Annotated in this window: 14 protein-coding genes; 2 read left to right on the forward strand and 12 right to left on the reverse strand. The window is 71.7% G+C overall.

All coding sequences use genetic code 11. The features are described 5' to 3' along the window. Positions 1 to 50 precede the first annotated feature (50 nt). The 4 genes from OHT01_RS28170 to OHT01_RS28185 all read right to left on the reverse strand — a co-directional run bounded on the left by OHT01_RS28170 (position 51) and on the right by OHT01_RS28185 (position 4,726). Positions 51 to 1,106, reverse strand: coding sequence for a PDR/VanB family oxidoreductase (locus OHT01_RS28170; RefSeq protein ID WP_328555906.1), 1,056 nt, complete (start codon positions 1,104 to 1,106; stop codon positions 51 to 53). Continuing rightward, complete coding sequence (locus tag OHT01_RS28175) at positions 1,106 to 2,080, reverse strand: metal-dependent hydrolase (RefSeq protein WP_328555907.1); 975 nt, start codon at positions 2,078 to 2,080, stop codon at positions 1,106 to 1,108. The genes OHT01_RS28170 and OHT01_RS28175 overlap by 1 nt, the downstream gene beginning before the upstream one ends. 157 nt (positions 2,081 to 2,237) lie before the next feature. Continuing rightward, entirely contained in the window at positions 2,238 to 4,166 is a 1,929-nt protein-coding gene (locus OHT01_RS28180; RefSeq protein WP_328555908.1) for a hypothetical protein, read from the reverse strand. A gap of 50 nt (positions 4,167 to 4,216) precedes the next feature. Beyond that, positions 4,217 to 4,726: a tetratricopeptide repeat protein gene (locus OHT01_RS28185; protein WP_328555909.1), complete on the reverse strand. Its 510-nt coding sequence runs from the start codon at positions 4,724 to 4,726 to the stop codon at positions 4,217 to 4,219. 156 nt (positions 4,727 to 4,882) lie between these two features. Between OHT01_RS28185 and OHT01_RS28190 the strand changes: the two genes are divergently transcribed. Further along, positions 4,883 to 5,320: a hypothetical protein gene (locus tag OHT01_RS28190; protein WP_328555910.1), complete on the forward strand. Its 438-nt coding sequence runs from the start codon at positions 4,883 to 4,885 to the stop codon at positions 5,318 to 5,320. A 102-nt stretch (positions 5,321 to 5,422) separates the two neighbouring features. Here the strand turns inward: OHT01_RS28190 and OHT01_RS28195 are convergent, their stop codons facing one another. The 7 genes from OHT01_RS28195 to OHT01_RS28225 form a co-directional block, all read right to left on the reverse strand. Continuing rightward, positions 5,423 to 6,973: a DUF1996 domain-containing protein gene (locus OHT01_RS28195; protein WP_328555911.1), complete on the reverse strand. Its 1,551-nt coding sequence runs from the start codon at positions 6,971 to 6,973 to the stop codon at positions 5,423 to 5,425. 498 nt (positions 6,974 to 7,471) lie between these two features. Next, entirely contained in the window at positions 7,472 to 8,458 is a 987-nt protein-coding gene (locus OHT01_RS28200) for an NAD-dependent epimerase/dehydratase family protein (protein ID WP_328558298.1), read from the reverse strand. Between the two features lie 88 nt (positions 8,459 to 8,546). Beyond that, the gene (locus OHT01_RS28205) at positions 8,547 to 9,128 is read right to left on the reverse strand and encodes a winged helix-turn-helix domain-containing protein (RefSeq protein ID WP_328555912.1); all 582 of its coding nucleotides are present in this window, start codon (positions 9,126 to 9,128) and stop codon (positions 8,547 to 8,549) included. Positions 9,129 to 9,457: 329 nt separating this feature from the next. Then, positions 9,458 to 10,390: a DUF6891 domain-containing protein gene (locus tag OHT01_RS28210; RefSeq protein WP_328555913.1), complete on the reverse strand. Its 933-nt coding sequence runs from the start codon at positions 10,388 to 10,390 to the stop codon at positions 9,458 to 9,460. An 84-nt stretch (positions 10,391 to 10,474) separates the two neighbouring features. Then, a complete protein-coding gene (gene glnII / locus OHT01_RS28215; RefSeq protein ID WP_326788189.1) occupies positions 10,475 to 11,503 on the reverse strand; it encodes a glutamine synthetase in 1,029 nt (342 codons plus the stop codon). A 418-nt stretch (positions 11,504 to 11,921) separates the two neighbouring features. After that, the gene (locus tag OHT01_RS28220) at positions 11,922 to 12,596 is read right to left on the reverse strand and encodes a hypothetical protein (protein WP_328555914.1); all 675 of its coding nucleotides are present in this window, start codon (positions 12,594 to 12,596) and stop codon (positions 11,922 to 11,924) included. A 141-nt stretch (positions 12,597 to 12,737) separates the two neighbouring features. Further along, complete coding sequence (locus tag OHT01_RS28225; RefSeq protein ID WP_328555915.1) at positions 12,738 to 13,097, reverse strand: arsenate reductase family protein; 360 nt, start codon at positions 13,095 to 13,097, stop codon at positions 12,738 to 12,740. Between the two features lie 164 nt (positions 13,098 to 13,261). Between OHT01_RS28225 and OHT01_RS28230 the strand changes: the two genes are divergently transcribed. Next, entirely contained in the window at positions 13,262 to 13,570 is a 309-nt protein-coding gene (locus OHT01_RS28230; protein WP_328555916.1) for a hypothetical protein, read from the forward strand. 332 nt (positions 13,571 to 13,902) lie between these two features. Here OHT01_RS28230 and OHT01_RS28235 read toward each other — a convergent pair whose 3' ends face one another. Next, entirely contained in the window at positions 13,903 to 15,099 is a 1,197-nt protein-coding gene (locus OHT01_RS28235) for a winged helix DNA-binding domain-containing protein (protein ID WP_328555917.1), read from the reverse strand. Positions 15,100 to 15,263 lie beyond the last annotated feature (164 nt).

A 15,263-nucleotide genomic window follows, 5' to 3' on the forward strand; every position in this document is an offset into this window, starting at 1 on the left:
CCTTACCGATCGGATCCGGCCCAGAACGGGCCGGTCCGGCGGCCGGACGTTCACAGGTCCAGCACGATTCGTCCACCCCTCGTCCGCGAGACACAGATCAGCATCGAGTCGTCACGCTCCGCGTCCGTCAGCAGTTCGTCCCGGTGCTCGATCTCCCCCTCCAGCACCCGCTGTTGGCAGGTCCCGCAGAATCCCTGCTCGCAGGAGTACAGCGTGTCGGGCAGTTCCGCGCGCACCGCCGCGAGGACCGAGGTGCCGGCGGGTACGGTCACCGTGCGCCCGCTGCGCCGCAGTTCGACCTCGAAGGAGGCGTCGTCCGCGCCGGACGCCGGGGCGGTGAACCGCTCCAGGTGCACCGTGCGGCCCCGTGGAACCCGCGCCTCGACCGCCGCCATGAGCCCGTCCGGACCGCAGCAGTAGACCGCCGTGTCCGGGGCGAGACCGGCGAACAGCGCGTCCAGGTCGGGCAGACCGTCCTCGTCCCGCGCGACGACGGTGACCCTCGCGCGGTCCAGCTTCTCGATCTCCTCCAGGAACGGCATCGAGGCGCGCGTCCGACCGCCGTACAGCAGCCGCCAGTCGGCGCCCTCGGGCAGGGCCCGCAGCATCGGCAGGACCGGGGTGATCCCGATACCGCCCGCGACGAAGACGTACGCCGGGGCGGCGACGAGCGGGAAGCGGTTGCGCGGCCCGCGCACCTCGACCTCCATGCCCTCCCGGAGGCGCTCGTGCACCTCGCGCGACCCGCCCCGCCCGTCCTCGACCAGCCGGGTCGCGACGGTGTACGACGAGGTGTCCTCCGGGTCCCCGCACAGCGAGTACTGCCGGACGAGCCCCGAGGGCAGCACCAGATCGAGATGGGCGCCCGGCTCCCAGCGCGGCAGGTCCATGCCCTCCAGGCGCAGTTGGACCACCCCGTCGGCGACGCGCTCGTGCCGGGCGACCGGCAGCCGCAGGGCCCGTGGGCGGGGCCGCCCGGAGACGGGGACCTCCAGGGCGGGCAGCGGCCACAGCGGTGACACCTCGATCCGGCGGCGCAGGGCACGCCGGACGAGCACGGCCGCCCCGGCGACGGCGACGGCGACAACGGTCCGCGGTCCGGGCATCACGCGGCACCCACTCCCGTCCCGGCGTCCGGGACGGTGCCGGTTCCTGTGCTTGAGGTGCTTCCTGCGGCTGCCAGGGCCGGCGAGGCGGCGGTGGCGGCCGGCGAGGAGGCCAGGTAGGCGACCGCCTGCGCGGTGGAGCCCTCCCGCGAAGGGTGATACGTGCGGCTGAGATAGCGCGGGACGGACCTGAGCAGGTCCCCGGTGGGCGGCAGCACGCCCCGCTTCCCGCCGGCGTGGAAGTCCTTGAAGCTCGCCCTGCCGTCGGTCAGCGTGGGGTCGTTCTCCATGAAGAACCGGGTTCCGCGCTGCCACAGGAAGACGAGCGCGGTGAACGCGGTCGCCCAGGTCCGCGCGCGCCGGCGGTAGCTGCCGTCGACGTGCTGGAACAGCTCGAACGCCACCGAGCGGTGCTCGACCTCCTCGGCGCCGTGCCAGCGCAGCAGGTCCAGCATGGTCGGATCGGCGCCGAGCCGGTCCAGTTCCCCGGCGTTCAGGACCCAGTCGCCGAGGAAGGCGGTGTAGTGCTCGATCGCCGCGATCAGGGCGACCCGCTCCAGCAGCCACCACGTGCGCGCCCGGCCCGGGGGGAGCGTCCGGTCGCCGAGCAGCTTCTCGAAGAACCAGTCGACCTGCGCGGTGTACGGCGTCGGGTCGAGCCCCAGCTCCTTGAGGCGGGGCAGCACCTCGTCGTGCGCCTGCGAGTGCGTCGCCTCCTGCCCGATGAACCCGATGACGTCGGCGCGCAGCCGCTCGTCGCGGACGAGGGGCAGCACCTGCCGGTACACGTGCACGAACCACCGCTCGCCGGCCGGCAGCAGCAGATGCAGCACGTTGATGGTGTGCGTGGCGAACGGATCGCCCGGTATCCAGTGCAGGGGTGTGTCCTCCCAGGAGAACGACACCTTCCGCGCCTGGAGCGCCGTCCGCTCGGACTCGACCGGCCGGGGCGACCGGGCCTGCGTGTTAGACATGGCGTCAATGTACTGACGGGTAGGCGCACGGGAGAAGCCCTCTGCGCCTACTTGTTTACATCCGTGTCAGCAATGCCGTGTCAGCAGTGCAGGGTCAGCAGTGCAGAGTCAGCAATGCCGTGCCGGCGATGCGCCGGGCGCCCGGGGCGGGCCGTTCTCAGCGCAGCCCGTTGATGCCCCGGCCGTCCGTCAGGGTTCCCTTCAGCTGGGCCTGCGTCCCCTGTCGCGCTCGTACGGTGAGCAGAGCGCCCGGGGCCGACCCCCGCACCCCGCCGGTCGCCCGGACCGACGCCGTGTCCTTGCTGCCGGCCGCGAGGAGGTACCACGCCCCCGCCCCCGACTTCCACAGCACGCCGGCCAGCACATGCGGATCGCGGGAGCCGCACGCCGGGGAGTTCTCGGCCTGGGCGACGACCGCCCCGTACGTCCCGCCCGGGGTGCGGAACTGGGCCAGCACCCGGGTGCCGCCGCCCCGCCAGGTGTCGGCGCGGGTGCACACCCACGAGGCCGGTCCGCTCCCGTCGGGCAGCGGCTGCTGCGCGTACTGCCAGGCGTTCACGGAGCGCACCCCCTGCGAGCGCATGGAGGCCAGCGAGCACGCGAACGGCGCCCACTCCCGCAGGTTCGCGGCGCCCGCCGCCTCCTGGGGCGCGGCGGGCCGGCCCGAGGTGAGATGGGCCGGGATCAGCTCGCCGAGGTCGGTCAGCAGCCGGGTTCCGGAACGGTCCTGGATACGGAGCACGTTCCACGAGGTGCACGCGCCGGTCTGCGGCGGTCCTGCCAGCGGAGAAGTGGAGCCGTCCGCGGACAGGGTGAGGTCCATCGTCCCGGTGGAGGGCTTCAGCAGGTCGAGCTCGGTGGCCTTGGTCACCCAGGGAGCGGTCAGATAGCGGACGTTGCCGTCGGCCCGGCCCAGTACCACCGCGCTCGCCTCGGCCCCGCCCGCCCCGTCGGTCCGCGCGAAGTCGAGGGCCGCGCCGCGCGTGCCGTCCTTCGGCTCGGCATAGCGCACGACGCGCAGACCGTCGTAGAGGAGCACCACGCGCGCCTGGTCGACCTCGCCCGCGTACAGGAGCTGGGGCGGTCCGGGCGGGGGGCCGGAGGGGGTCTCGGGCGCCGCGGCGACGTGTACGGACTCGCCGGGCCGGGCCCAGACGGCGAGCGCGCGCCGCAGCAGCGCGGTGTCCTTGACGAGGCCGCCGCGCGCGGGCCACACGGAGAAGTCGGTGCGCGGGGAGGACTCCCAGGCCGTGGCCGGCACCCGCTCCAGCCGGGCCGGGTCGAGGGCGGCCTCGGCGGCCGGGTTCTGCGCGTAGGAGGGGGCCGCGGCACCGTCCGGACCCCAGCCGTCGCCCGGCAGCCAGAGCAGAGCGCCGCACACGGCCGCGGCGGCGGTGGCGGCGAGCGCGGCCCTCAGGTGCTGCCTGCGCCGCATCAGGTCGGTGGGCCGGGCGTGCAGCGAACAGGGGTCGAACTCGGGGGAGTCGAGCAGCGTGTCCCGCGCCTCGACGCCCGCGGCCTCCTTCAGCGCCGCGGCCGGGTTCTCGACACCCGCCGCCGTCAGCACCTTGCGCAGATGCGCGTCGGACAGCTTCTCCAGACCGCGCAGCACATACGCGGCCCGGGCCGGCCCGGAGAGCGCGGACAGCCGCTGGTCCAGGGCAAGTTCGTCGGCGCCGCCGGAGCGCGGGAAGAGCCGCAGACCCCACACGTGGGGGAGCAGGGGCGGTAGCTGGGACCGCTTGGGCCACGCCCTGCGCCGCAGCGGCAGACCTGCCTCCAGCGCCGTACGCACCACCTGGAGGCGCACGAATCGGTAGCCCGGGTCGCCGTCACGGCCGCCGCTGCTCTGCTGGGCCGGGATGGCCGACGTGTCGCCCGACGCCCGGCCGCGCGGCAGCGCGCGCTGGGTGAGGGCGTGCGCGGTGAGCACCCTGCGGTTGCGGCCGAGACTCGGCGGAAGCATCAGATAGGCGAGCCGGACCAGCCGCGGGTAGTGCTCGACGAGCGCGGCCTCGGCCTGCTCGACGTCGACGACCGCTCCGGAGGAGGGTGCGGGGCGCGGGGCTACATCCTGTGACTGCACGTTCAGCAAAACGAGCGAATCGGTGGATGGTCACCGGCCCCGCGAAGCGCTCAGTCCCCGGAGCCCCCGGGCTCCACGAGCAGACGCGCGTAGTTCGCCATCGACCGCTGGTAGCGCGGCAGATGGGGGGCCAGGGCGCCGATCACCAGAGCCAGGCCCTCGCGTTCGCGTCCGAGGTCGGCGAGGCAGAGCGCCAGACAGGCCCGCACCGCGTCGTCCAGCTCGTCGGACGGCGCTACCAGTTCGGGCGTGAGGAGTTTGACGCCCTCGTCCGCCTGTCCGATGTTGCGCAGCGAACTGGAGAGCTGGATCCTCGCGCGCCGGCCCTTGTAGCCGCTCAAACCGCGGGCCAGCGCCTCCCGGTACAGCGGCACGGCCTTGTCGGAATGGCCCGTCGAGTCCCAGGCACAGGCCTGCTCGAAGGGGCCGAGGGGGCTGTCCGCGGGCAGCTCGGCGACCAGCGCGTCGATCACCGCCCGGAAGTCCGCCGCCCGCTCTTCCTCGTAGTCGTCGAAGCCGGCCCAGGCCGCCGCCGTACGCTCTTCCCAGTCTTCGTTCACGGGTGCCACCCTCGCACAGCGGTACCCGTGGCGGTACCGGGTTCCCACCCGTGACGGCGGCCCGATTGAGCACAGGGCCGCCGGGAGCCGTATCGAAGGCAGAGCCCTGGCCGGGGCTCTCCTCGGCGTGAACGCCGACAGGTACCGGAGGAACGTATGAGGTTGACACGCGGGAAGCTTCTGACCGGGGCGGTCGTGGCCGCTCTGCTGGCACTGACCGGCTGCGGCGGCGGATCGGACGGCAAGGGCGTGGCGGCGAAGGAGACCGTCCCGCCCACGGCGACCGGCAGCCTGGAGGATCTGGCCGCCGAGGTGAAGTGCAAGCCGAGCATCCAGACCGACGCGGACGAGATCCGTCAGGGTGTCTGCAAGATCAGCACCGGCCGGTTCATCCTGGCGACCTTCGCCACCGACCGCGGCCAGCGCGAGTGGCTCAACGGGGCCAAGGACTACGGCGGTTCGTACCTCGTGGGCGCGAAGTGGGTCGCCGTGGGGGACCAGAAGATGGTCACGACGCTGCGCGGCCGGCTCGGCGGGACCCTCGAAGAAGGCGCCTCGCACGCCGGTCACGCCGGTCACGAGCAGAGCGGCTGACCGCGCGAGGGACGCGGGGCCGAGCGAGCGGGCCCCGGACGCCGGGACACAGAAGAAAGCCGGTGGCGGGGAATTCCCCGCCACCGGCTTTCTTCTGAGGGCCTACCTACAACGCTTGCCGCTGTTGATGCAGGTGACCATCTTGGTCATCAGGGCGTCGTCGAAGACGTTGATGAAGTCGTCGTGGTCGGTAGCCGGCTTGTGAAGCTGCTCCGGGAATCCGTCCACCGCGTAGGCGTTCTTGATCTGCCCGTTGGTGAGGGTCGGGGCCCGGAAGTTGTAGACCAGGCGCATCGTCAGCTGCGGGATCGCCTTGAACCCGTTGGCGCAGTTGCCCTGGGCGTCGGCGAAGGCCACGTGCGTGCGGTGGTTCGCGCTGTCGGCGTTCACCCCGTCCCAGCAGCTCTGGAAGGCGAAGGTGCGGACCACGGTGCTGCCCCGCGGGCAGATCGGGTACTGCTGCGTCAGCTGCACCTTGTTCTCGAAGCCGGTGCAGCTCCAGTGCGCGTTGGCGTTGCCGAGACCGTTGGTCGTGGTCTTGGCGTCACCGGTGATGATGCGCAGGAACTTCGGCATCGCGACGACCTTGCTGGTCGGGCTGCCGACGAACTTGATCTGCGCCTGCTTCACCTGCTGGATCTGGCCGACGTTGCCTTCCTTGCCGCCGCCCAGGTTGTTCTGGTCGAAGTCCTGCGTACCGTTCTGGATACGCACGACCGGCCAGTAGTACGTCGACTTGTCGCCCTGATTGGCGCAGGTCGTCTGGGCCGCCGCGAGCGTGTCGTTGGTGGCGAAGGCGTCGTTCGACTGGTTGCCGACGTAGTCGTGCAGGTGGTGCGCACCATTGGTGACACCGGGCGCCACGATCACGTTGTCCGTGTTGAACTTCTTGTTCGCGTTGACACCGCAGGCCGTCGTGAACATGCCGGACGAACCGGCCGCCCCGGTCCTGGCCTTGGCGGCGACGTTCGGCTGGACCTTCGTGATGTCGACGAAGTCCGTCGCCAGCGGGCCGTTTCCGCCCTGCCCGCCGTTGCCCGCCGCCGCACCACCGGCAGGGGCGCTGGCACTGGCACTCGCGGACGCACCGGCACCGGCGCCTGCGCCCGCACCGGCTGTGGCACTCGCGGACGGGCTGGCGGCGGCGCCGCCGCCGTTGTTCTGTCCGCCGGCGTTCGTCTGGTCAGCGGGCTGCCCCGTGCAGGTGGAGAGACCGTCGAGCCAGCCGGGAACCTTTCCGCCGACGCGGCTGATCTCCAGCTTGATCCGGTCGATGATCACCGAGCGGTTGTTCTTCAGCGGGCCGAGGATGGAGTTCTGGACGAAGCTCGCGTCCCTCGTCTGCGCGTCCCTGGTGGTGGCGAGCCGCTGGTAGGCGGCGGTGATCTGCTGGTCGAGCGTCGCCAGCTCTCCGTCGACCTGGCCCCGCGCCTGGTTCGGAACGCTGGTCAGCTTCTGACCGACGTCCGGACAGGTGATGGTCGCGACCTGTGCGGTGGCGGCCTTGGTGGTGTTGTGAGCCGAGTTGCTCTCGTGCGCCGAGGCGTAGAAATTCGCCCAGACCAGCCCACCCCCACCGATCGCGAGCGCTGCCGACGCGGCAACGGCGCGAACCGCCAGCGGCGAACGGCGTTTTCGAATGTTGCGTCCCATGGAACTCCTCTGACTTCCTTGCGGGGCAGCGAGGCGCCCGACAGGAGTGAAGCGGCTCCTTTCCATACGCAGGAGGGGCGTGAGGTGTTCAGGAGTCTCGAAAGAAACTTAGAACTCTGTGAGATCAATTCGGGCACAATGGGCTCAGAAGCCCGCGAATTCACTGGAGTTGATCTCTCCATTCAGGTTTGAGGGCGCTATTTTGACTGATATTCAGTAAGCGTCCTGGTTCGAATGGGCCCTCGCCGTACGGCACCGTGATGCATCGCGGCGCGATCCACGGCCGAACACAACTCCCCCGGAGTACGGCCGAGTTCGGGACGCCCCCGATCGCCCGCGGCGATCTCGCACGGGCAGGCCCGAAGAGCCCGACCGTACCGGCGCGGACCAAGAAGAGATCCAACGATTCATCGGCGCCGGTCACCGGACCGAATCCGCGTACGGTCGCGCGGACTCCTCGCGGCGGTGGGGGCGTCCGGGCCTGGAATTCCCGGCGATTCAGATTCCGAGCACCTTCGCCTCCACCACGGGATCGAGTCCCACCGCCGGCCGGTCGGCGCGCCGCGGCGCCGGCCCGCCGAGCGAACCGAGCCAGTCCCAGGTGCCGGCCACGGTCTCCCGGACGGGCCGGCACCGCAGCCCCGTCCGCAGGGCGCGGGAGACGTCCATCGAGTACATGGCGGCATGACCCTCGCTCCCGGCCGGTACCCACAGCGGCAACTGCGTCCACGGCTCGATCCCGGCGCCGAGCACGGCCTCGGGGTCCGTCCAGCGGAGCTCGGCCCGCGCCCCGGTCGCCTCCACGCACGCGTCGAGCAGTGCCCCCATCGTGCTGTGCCCCGTAGGACCGGCCAGGTTGTACGCCCCGCCGAGTTCCGCCTCCACCGCTCCGAGCGTCCACTCCGCGAGGTCGCGGACGTCGACGTACTGGAGCGGCAGATCGCGCGGTCCGGGAGCGAGCACGGGGCCGCCCGCCGCGATCCGGTTCAGCCACCACGGCAGCCGCCCGATGTTCTCGTACGGTCCGAGGATCAGTCCGGACCGCACGAGCAGCGAGCGTTCCGGGCCGAAGGCCTCGACGGCGGCCAGCTCCCCGCCCCGCTTGTCCCGGGCGTAGTCGGTCGCGTCCGCGCCGGCCGAGGCCCCGTCCACCAGTGGGGTGTCCTCGGTGTACCCGGCCGGGCGGGGCCACGTGTACACCGAGCAGCTCGACACATACACATGGCGGGACACCCGCCCGGCCAGCAGACGGGCCGCGTCCCGGACGGGCCGCGGCCCCGCCGACCAGGTGTCGACGACGGCGTCCCAGGTGTCCGCGGTGCCGGCGAGCGCCGCGAGCCCGTCCGGAACGGTGCGGTCGCCGAGCAACGACCGCACTCCGGCGGGGGGTTCGTGCCGTCCGCGGTGGAGGACGGTCACCTCCCACCCCCGGACGAGCGCCGCCTCCACGACGGCGCGCCCCACGAACTCCGTACCGCCCAGCATCAGAAGTCTCCGCGTCATGCGGAGGACTCTGCCCGGACCGGCCGTCCGACGGAACGCGGATCTGCTGACAGAAGATTCGCGGAGAGGGTCAACGGCCGGTCGGAGGGGTGTACTTGTACCCCACCCGGCGCACCGTCTGGATCGCCAGGCGGTGCTGGGCGCCGAGCTTGCGGCGCAGTCGGGCCACGTGGACGTCGACGGTCCGTCCGTCGCCGACGTGCCCGTAGCCCCACACCGTGGAGACCAACTGGTCGCGGGTGTGCACCCGGTGCGGGTTCTGCACCAGATGCGCGAGCAGCTCGAACTCCAGGTAGGTGAGGTCCAGCACCTGCCCGTCGACCTCGGCGGTGCGCTGCACGGTGTCGATGCGCACCAGGGGATCGGCGCCGTCGTCGGTGGCGGTCCGCTGCTCGGTACGGCCCGTCAGGCCGACCGGCAGCAGGGGCTGCTGGTCCGCCGGCACGAGGACCAGGTAGCCGATCATCGGCGGCTGTCCCGGCAGGACCGGCAGAGCGTGCTGGGGGGCGGGCAGCCAGGTGGCGCCCGGCGGCAGGAACTCGGCGACGTCCAGCACCTCGTCCCGGTCGACGGCACGCAGCCGGTGCCGTCCGGGAGTGGTGGAAGGGGTGGAGGCCGTCGCGACGGAGGAGAAGGAACGAGTGGTCGCCATGAGAGGTCAGCTCTTTCGCGCGAGAAGTTCGTCGGGAGGGTCGGCGACCGCGAGTTCGTGGTCGGGCCGCCGGGACGTACGTCGGGCGCGCTGGCCGAAGGCCGGGGGTGTACGGCTTTAGAGGGCCGGCGCGTTCGTCGCGCGGCAACACTCCCGGTCGAAGTCGTGATGCTGACGAGAGGGCCAGAAGGGCTCGAGGTCATGGCGACCCGTCGCATCGCACTTCTGGAAGTTGGCCATGAACCCATTGAAGCAGACGCGGCCCCGTGACAGGAGCCCTCTCTCACTGCTCGGACGCTTCCTGGCGTGAAGGCGACGGCACCCGCGGATCAACCCGTGAGGCGTTTGCGCCAGATCAGGGGTTTCACCTCGATCGCCTTGTCCGGATCGCCGCCCCAGGTCGCGGACAGTCCGGCGCCGGCGAGGGCGGAGACGACCTCGTGTCCGATGTCCGTCGTGGTCCGCGCCGAGCCGTCGAACCCGCCGTAGTGCAGGCTCAGTCCGTGCCCCTCGGCGGCGAATTCCGTGACCTGCCGGTGGAAGAAGACGAAACCGCGCGCGTCCTCCCGCTCGGCGCCGATCTCCGCCGTGCCGCAGCCGTGGCAGCAGGTGAAGTGCTCGCGGGCCGTGATGCCGTTTTCCTCCAGGGCCTCGAAGGCGAGCGTCAGCCGCTCGGGGTCGGTGACCCCCTCCCAGGTCTCCTGCTCGGCCAGCCGTTCCCGCCACAGCCGGTCCGTCAACCGCCGGGCCTGCGCCTTCGACACCGGCCGCTCCTTCCCCGTGACCAGGAAGTCCTCGGCGGTCTCCGCCAACATCCTGCGGGAGTCGTAGCCGCAGCGCAGCGACAGCCGCACCCGCTCCTCGACCTTCTCGCGCACCTCGTCCGGCAGTTCGGGCACCTCCTCGCGCGGCCCGAGGTCCACCGGCTCCCAGTCCACGCCCGCGTCCCAGCCCTCGCGGCTGAGCGCCCAGCCGGTCAGGAGGTCCGCCACCCGTTCCCGGTCCGTGAGGTCCGTACCGGAGAACTCCTCCTCGCCGCGCCGGTGTTCCAGCCGGTAGTCACCGCCCCCGTCCCCGTCGTCCTCGTGCCAGACCTGGGCGAACACGTCAGGGACGTCGGGTATCCGCTGCACGACCAGGAACCGGTCGCCCCGGCCGCCGATCCGCTCCACCAGCGCGCGCAGGGCTGACGCCGGGATCCGGGTGTGCGTCTGCCCGTTCTCCGTCTCGGCCTTGACGGCCAGGGTCTCGTCGATCTCCATTCCTCCACTGTGACACCCCCCACCGACAACACGAGGGGGCGCCCACCGTGACGGTGGACGCCCCCTCGGGACAACCGGGCGGGATCAGACCTGGCCGGCCTTCTCCAGGGCGGTGCAGCAGGTGTCGACGATGAGACGCGTCACGACGTACGGGTCGACGTTCGCGTTCGGACGGCGGTCCTCGATGTAGCCCTTGCCGTCCTTCTCGACCTGCCACGGGATGCGGACCGAGGCGCCGCGGTCGGAGACGCCGTAGCTGTACTCGTTCCACGGGGCGGTCTCGTGCAGGCCCGTCAGGCGGTCGTCGATGCCGGCGCCGTAGTTCTTGACGTGGTCCATCGGCTTGGAGCCCTCGCCGAGCGACTCGCACGCGGTGATGATCGCGTCGTAGCCCTCGCGCATGGCCTTGGTGGAGAAGTTGGTGTGCGCGCCCGCGCCGTTCCAGTCGCCCTTCACCGGCTTCGGGTCCAGCGTCGCGGAGACACCGAAGTCCTCGGCGGTGCGGTAGAGCAGCCAGCGGGCGACCCAGAGCTGGTCCGAGACCTCCAGCGGCGCCAGCGGGCCGACCTGGAACTCCCACTGACCGGGCATGACCTCGGCGTTGATGCCGGAGATGCCGAGGCCCGCCTTGAGGCAGTTGTCCAGGTGCGCCTCGACGACGTCACGGCCGAAGATCTCGTCCGCGCCGACACCGCAGTAGTAGCCGCCCTGCGCGGCCGGGAAGCCGCCCTCGGGGAAGCCGAGCGGGCGCGCACCCTTGAAGAAGGTGTACTCCTGCTCGATGCCGAAGATCGACTCCTGCGCGGCGAACTTCTCCGCGACCTCGGCCAGCGCGGCACGGGTGTTGGACTCGTGCGGCGTCATGTCGATGTTGAGGACCTCGCACATGACGAGGATGTCGTCGCCGCCGCGGATCGGGTCCGGGAAGCTGGCCACGGGCTTGAGTACGCGGTCCGAGGCGTGACCCTCGGCCTGGTTCGTCGAGGAGCCGTCGAAGCCCCAGATCGGCAGCTCGGCACCCTTGGCGTCGTCGGCCAGGATCTTCGTCTTGGAACGGAGCTTGGCCGTCGGCTCGGTGCCGTCGATCCAGATGTACTCAGCCTTGAAGCTCACGGGCCACATCCTTCGGGGTGGGTCTTGATCGCACTTGCGGGTGCTGCGGCGCTGCGGCACTGGGGCGCCGCCGGGGATGTCCGGAAGCCTGTCAACCAGCGATTTCCCGATCATTGCCCGAATGTGAACCCCGTGTTACCTGAGCTGTGTGTGCCCGGTCTCACACGACGCCCGCTGTCGCGGATGTTCGCGGGTGATCGTTCGCGACCGCGATCGGTCGGAGTGCCGCCGGGACGGGTTCCGCGGGTCCGGCGCGGGGCGGCTCGTATGCGATGCGCGTGGAAGCGGTACGGGGGATGTGGCCCGGTTCCGCCCCCGTTGCCTGTCCGGCCGGACCGCGGCCCGTTCATGCGAAAGCCCTGCCGCTTCCGACCGGGAGGGGATCGGCGACGGCAGGGCTTTCGGTATGGTGTGCCCGTTATCCGACCTTCTCGATCCGGGCCCTGCGGATGAGGAACTTGCCCGGCTCGCGGACCTGCTCGAAGGCCGCGTTGTTCAGCAGCACACAGCTGCCGGACACCGAGGTGACCTGAACGGTCGTGGACTTGTTGTTGTCCAGGTTGGTGACCTTCAGCTTCGTTCCGGCCGGGAACTGGTTGCTGGACGCGGCCGGTGCGCCCGCCTCGCCGGAGAGCGTGACGGTCGAACCGGTGCAGACCTGCTGGCCGGTGGCGGCGCCGGCGCCCGCGTTGTTCGCGGGGGCGGTCTTCGCCGGAGCCGCCGGGGTGGTCGCGGCCTTGGCGGGTGCGGACTGGGCCGGCTGCTGGGCGGTCTGGGAGTCCTGAGCCGATTCCCCGACAGCGCAGCCGGAAGCCTGCTGCTGAACCCTGATCTGCGCGATGACGGCCTGGCGGTTGGCGATCCTGGCCGCCGACTGCGAGTCCGGGTGCGCCTGCTGGTCCGCGATGAACTGCTGGTTGTTGCCGAGCGCGTTGGCCAGGCCCTTGCACGCGATCGAGGTCTGCGCGGTCTGCACCGACGCCGCGTTCGAGTTGGCGGCCAGGGCGAAGGCGCCGCCGCCCGCCACGGTCGCCGCGCTGACCAGCAGGGCGATCTTCTTCTTGGTGCTGAGAGTCCTTCTCCTACGCGACATGCGCGCCTCCAGAGCGGTGGGGGGCGTTACGCCGCTATGTACGAGATGCCGAACGCGGTTACTCAATGGTTACGGTATTCACTTAAGTAACCTGGATCACACGGGAGTTGGGCGGGCGGGGTGCCGACCGTGCGGGGCCCGCTACCGGGAGAGGGCGTCCCGTACCGCTTCTTCCGTGCGGCCCACCAGCGCCGTCCCGTCGGCGGCGGTGATGATCGGCCGCTGGATGAGCTTGGGGTGCTCGGACAGCGCCTTGATCCACCGGTCCCGTGAACCGGCGTCCCGCGCCCACTCCTTGAGCCCCAGCTCCTTGGCGTCGGCCTCCTGGGTGCGCGTGATGTCCCACGGTTCGAGGCCGAGACGGTCGAGGACTGCCCGGATCTCGTCCTCGCCGGGCACGTCCTCCAGGTAGCGGCGGACGGTGTATTCGGCCCCCTCCGCGTCGAGCAGGCTGATCGCGCTGCGGCACTTCGAACAGGCCGGATTGATCCAGATCTCCATGCCGCACACGGTACGCGAGACACCCTCGTGCTCCGCTGTCACGGCGCCCCCAAAGCCTCTGTGGCCAGCGGCTTTTGTCAGTGCCCGGCGGTAGAATAGAAGCAGTGTTCGAGGGTGTCGCCGGGCGGTCCGGACGGCGCCCCGACCGCGACAGGAGGATGCCTGTGCCCGCTGCCGCACTGAAGCCGCTGCCCACTCAGTCCACATCCAAGAGGGCGGTCCCGCTGGACCTGCCGTACGACCCGGTCGAGAAGCGCCCGCTGCCGCCGGGGCGCCCCCGCGACTGGTACGTCACGCACAACCGCCGGCTCAAGGCGATGCGACTCGCCATAGCCCTGCTCGACTCCGGTGTGTACGTGCCGAACCAGGCCCGCAACGAGAAGATCCGCAGTACCGCGGAGCTCATCGGCGTCCATTCGCCGTCCGACACCACGTGCCACATGGTGCGTGCGCTGATGAGGTACGCGCGCTGAGGAGTTGAGCGCGCCGATCCACCGGGTGCCGGGTGCCTCCGCCCGCCGCGGGGCCACCCGGCACCACCCCGGCCCCGGCACCCGGGCCGACCTCGTGGTGCGCCCCGGCGTCGGGGCCGACCTCGTGGTGCCCCCTGGCGTCGGGTCCGACCTCGTGGTGCCTCCGGGGGCGGCCCCGGCGTCAGCTCCAGTACCCCGTCCGGCTCCGGCGTCGGCCCAGTCCTCGTCCCCGGCCGGGCGGCGGCGTTGCGACCGCTCCCCGCTCCCCGCTCCCTGCTCCCGTCCGGCCCCGGACCAGGGTCCGTCGGCGACTCCCCTTTCGATAAGGGCAGTCACTCCGTCGACAGTTCCTTCTCCAGGGGGGTCCGGAAGCGTGGGGTGACCCGGGTCGGGCCGATCCACGACTGAAGACGTCCGGCCTCCGCCGCGATCGCGTCCCGCGCCTCACGGCCGACACCCCCGGTGTCCAGCAGCCGCCAGACCACCTCACCGTCGGGCCGCTGCGCCCACCCCCCGACCACCCGGCCGTCCCACCACACCGTCGGCCCGACATTGCCGCTGCGGTCGAAGAGGGCGGCCCGCAGGGACGGGTCGAGATACCAGTCCCGCTCCTGCCGGCTCATCGGCGTCGGATCGAGGCCGGGCAGCAGGGCCGCCCAGGGTGCGGACAGCCCGTCCACCGGACCCTCGTCGCCCGCCGCCACGTACCCCGTATCCCCGCCGTCGAGCGAGACGGCCACCGCCCCGATCGCGGTCAGCGTCCGCCGTACGTCGGTGACCTTCCAGCCCGTCCACCACTTCAGGTCCGCCTCCGTGGCGGGCCCGCACGCCGTCAGCCACCGGCTCAGCAGCTCGGACCGGGCCTCGGCCGGCGGGAGGTGCGGATGGGGCGGCGCGACCGCCCAGCGGAACTGGCTCGACGTCCACGAGCCGAGCGGGCGCCCCCGCACCACCCGGCCCTCGACGCCCAGCACCCGCATCAGCCGGGACGACACGGTCTGCGGACTCTCGTAACTCTTCCCGGCCCCGTAGACGAACTGCTCCTTCAACCGCGGTTCGTCCCGGGTGAGTTCGTTCACCGTCGCCTGCCCGCGCCGGGCCAGCGCGGCGAGTGCGGACGCCTCGATCTCGTCGAGCCACTCCTCGGTCAGCCGCCCGTCGCTCCCGGTGGCGAGGTCCTTGACGAGTCCGGCACGGGCCTTCGCGGCGATGTCGAGCCCCGTCGAGGCATGCACGACGGCGGCCAGGCCGGTGGGGAACACGAACACGGTGTGCCGCATGCCGTGCATCCGTACGAGTGACCTGTCCTCGTACAGTGCCCGGTCGACCTGAGTCACGGTCTCCCCGGCGTCCGCGAGACGGGCCCCCACCGCGAGGTACACCGTCGCCGGGTCGGTGCCGTGCAGCGCGACCAGCGAATCCGCGACCTCCTCGGCTGTCGCCGCCCGCGCGGCCCGCACGAGCCGCTGCCGCAGCCCGAGCCGTGCCCGCCGCTCCGCCACCCCGATGTGCCGCGGCTTCCCCGTCACGTCGCCTCCGTCCGCTCGCCCCGTGCTCCGTGCCTCTTTCTCCGTGCTCCTCATCCTCTCGGACAACGGCCGGTCCCAGGACGCGGCTCACCCGTTCGACGTAGCCGGGCATGCGGCGGCCCGGCCCGCGGCCTTGACTGGGGCCACCGCGAGGAAGCGGGATC

This window comes from Streptomyces sp. NBC_00358 (assembly GCF_036099295.1).
Classification (GTDB): domain Bacteria; phylum Actinomycetota; class Actinomycetes; order Streptomycetales; family Streptomycetaceae; genus Streptomyces.

Excerpts from the sequence above, each read along its gene's own strand:
- OHT01_RS28170 (WP_328555906.1), bottom strand. The coding sequence starts at position 1,106 with ATGCCCGGACCGCGGACCGTTGTCGCCGTCGCCGTCGCCGGGGCGGCC.
- OHT01_RS28175 (WP_328555907.1), bottom strand. The coding sequence starts at position 2,080 with ATGTCTAACACGCAGGCCCGGTCGCCCCGGCCGGTCGAGTCCGAGCGG.
- OHT01_RS28190 (WP_328555910.1), top strand. The coding sequence starts at position 4,883 with ATGAGGTTGACACGCGGGAAGCTTCTGACCGGGGCGGTCGTGGCCGCT.
- OHT01_RS28195 (WP_328555911.1), bottom strand. The coding sequence starts at position 6,973 with ATGGGACGCAACATTCGAAAACGCCGTTCGCCGCTGGCGGTTCGCGCC.
- OHT01_RS28200 (WP_328558298.1), bottom strand. The coding sequence starts at position 8,458 with ATGCTGGGCGGTACGGAGTTCGTGGGGCGCGCCGTCGTGGAGGCGGCG.
- OHT01_RS28205 (WP_328555912.1), bottom strand. The coding sequence starts at position 9,128 with ATGGCGACCACTCGTTCCTTCTCCTCCGTCGCGACGGCCTCCACCCCT.
- OHT01_RS28210 (WP_328555913.1), bottom strand. The coding sequence starts at position 10,390 with ATGGAGATCGACGAGACCCTGGCCGTCAAGGCCGAGACGGAGAACGGG.
- OHT01_RS28220 (WP_328555914.1), bottom strand. The coding sequence starts at position 12,596 with ATGTCGCGTAGGAGAAGGACTCTCAGCACCAAGAAGAAGATCGCCCTG.
- OHT01_RS28225 (WP_328555915.1), bottom strand. The coding sequence starts at position 13,097 with ATGGAGATCTGGATCAATCCGGCCTGTTCGAAGTGCCGCAGCGCGATC.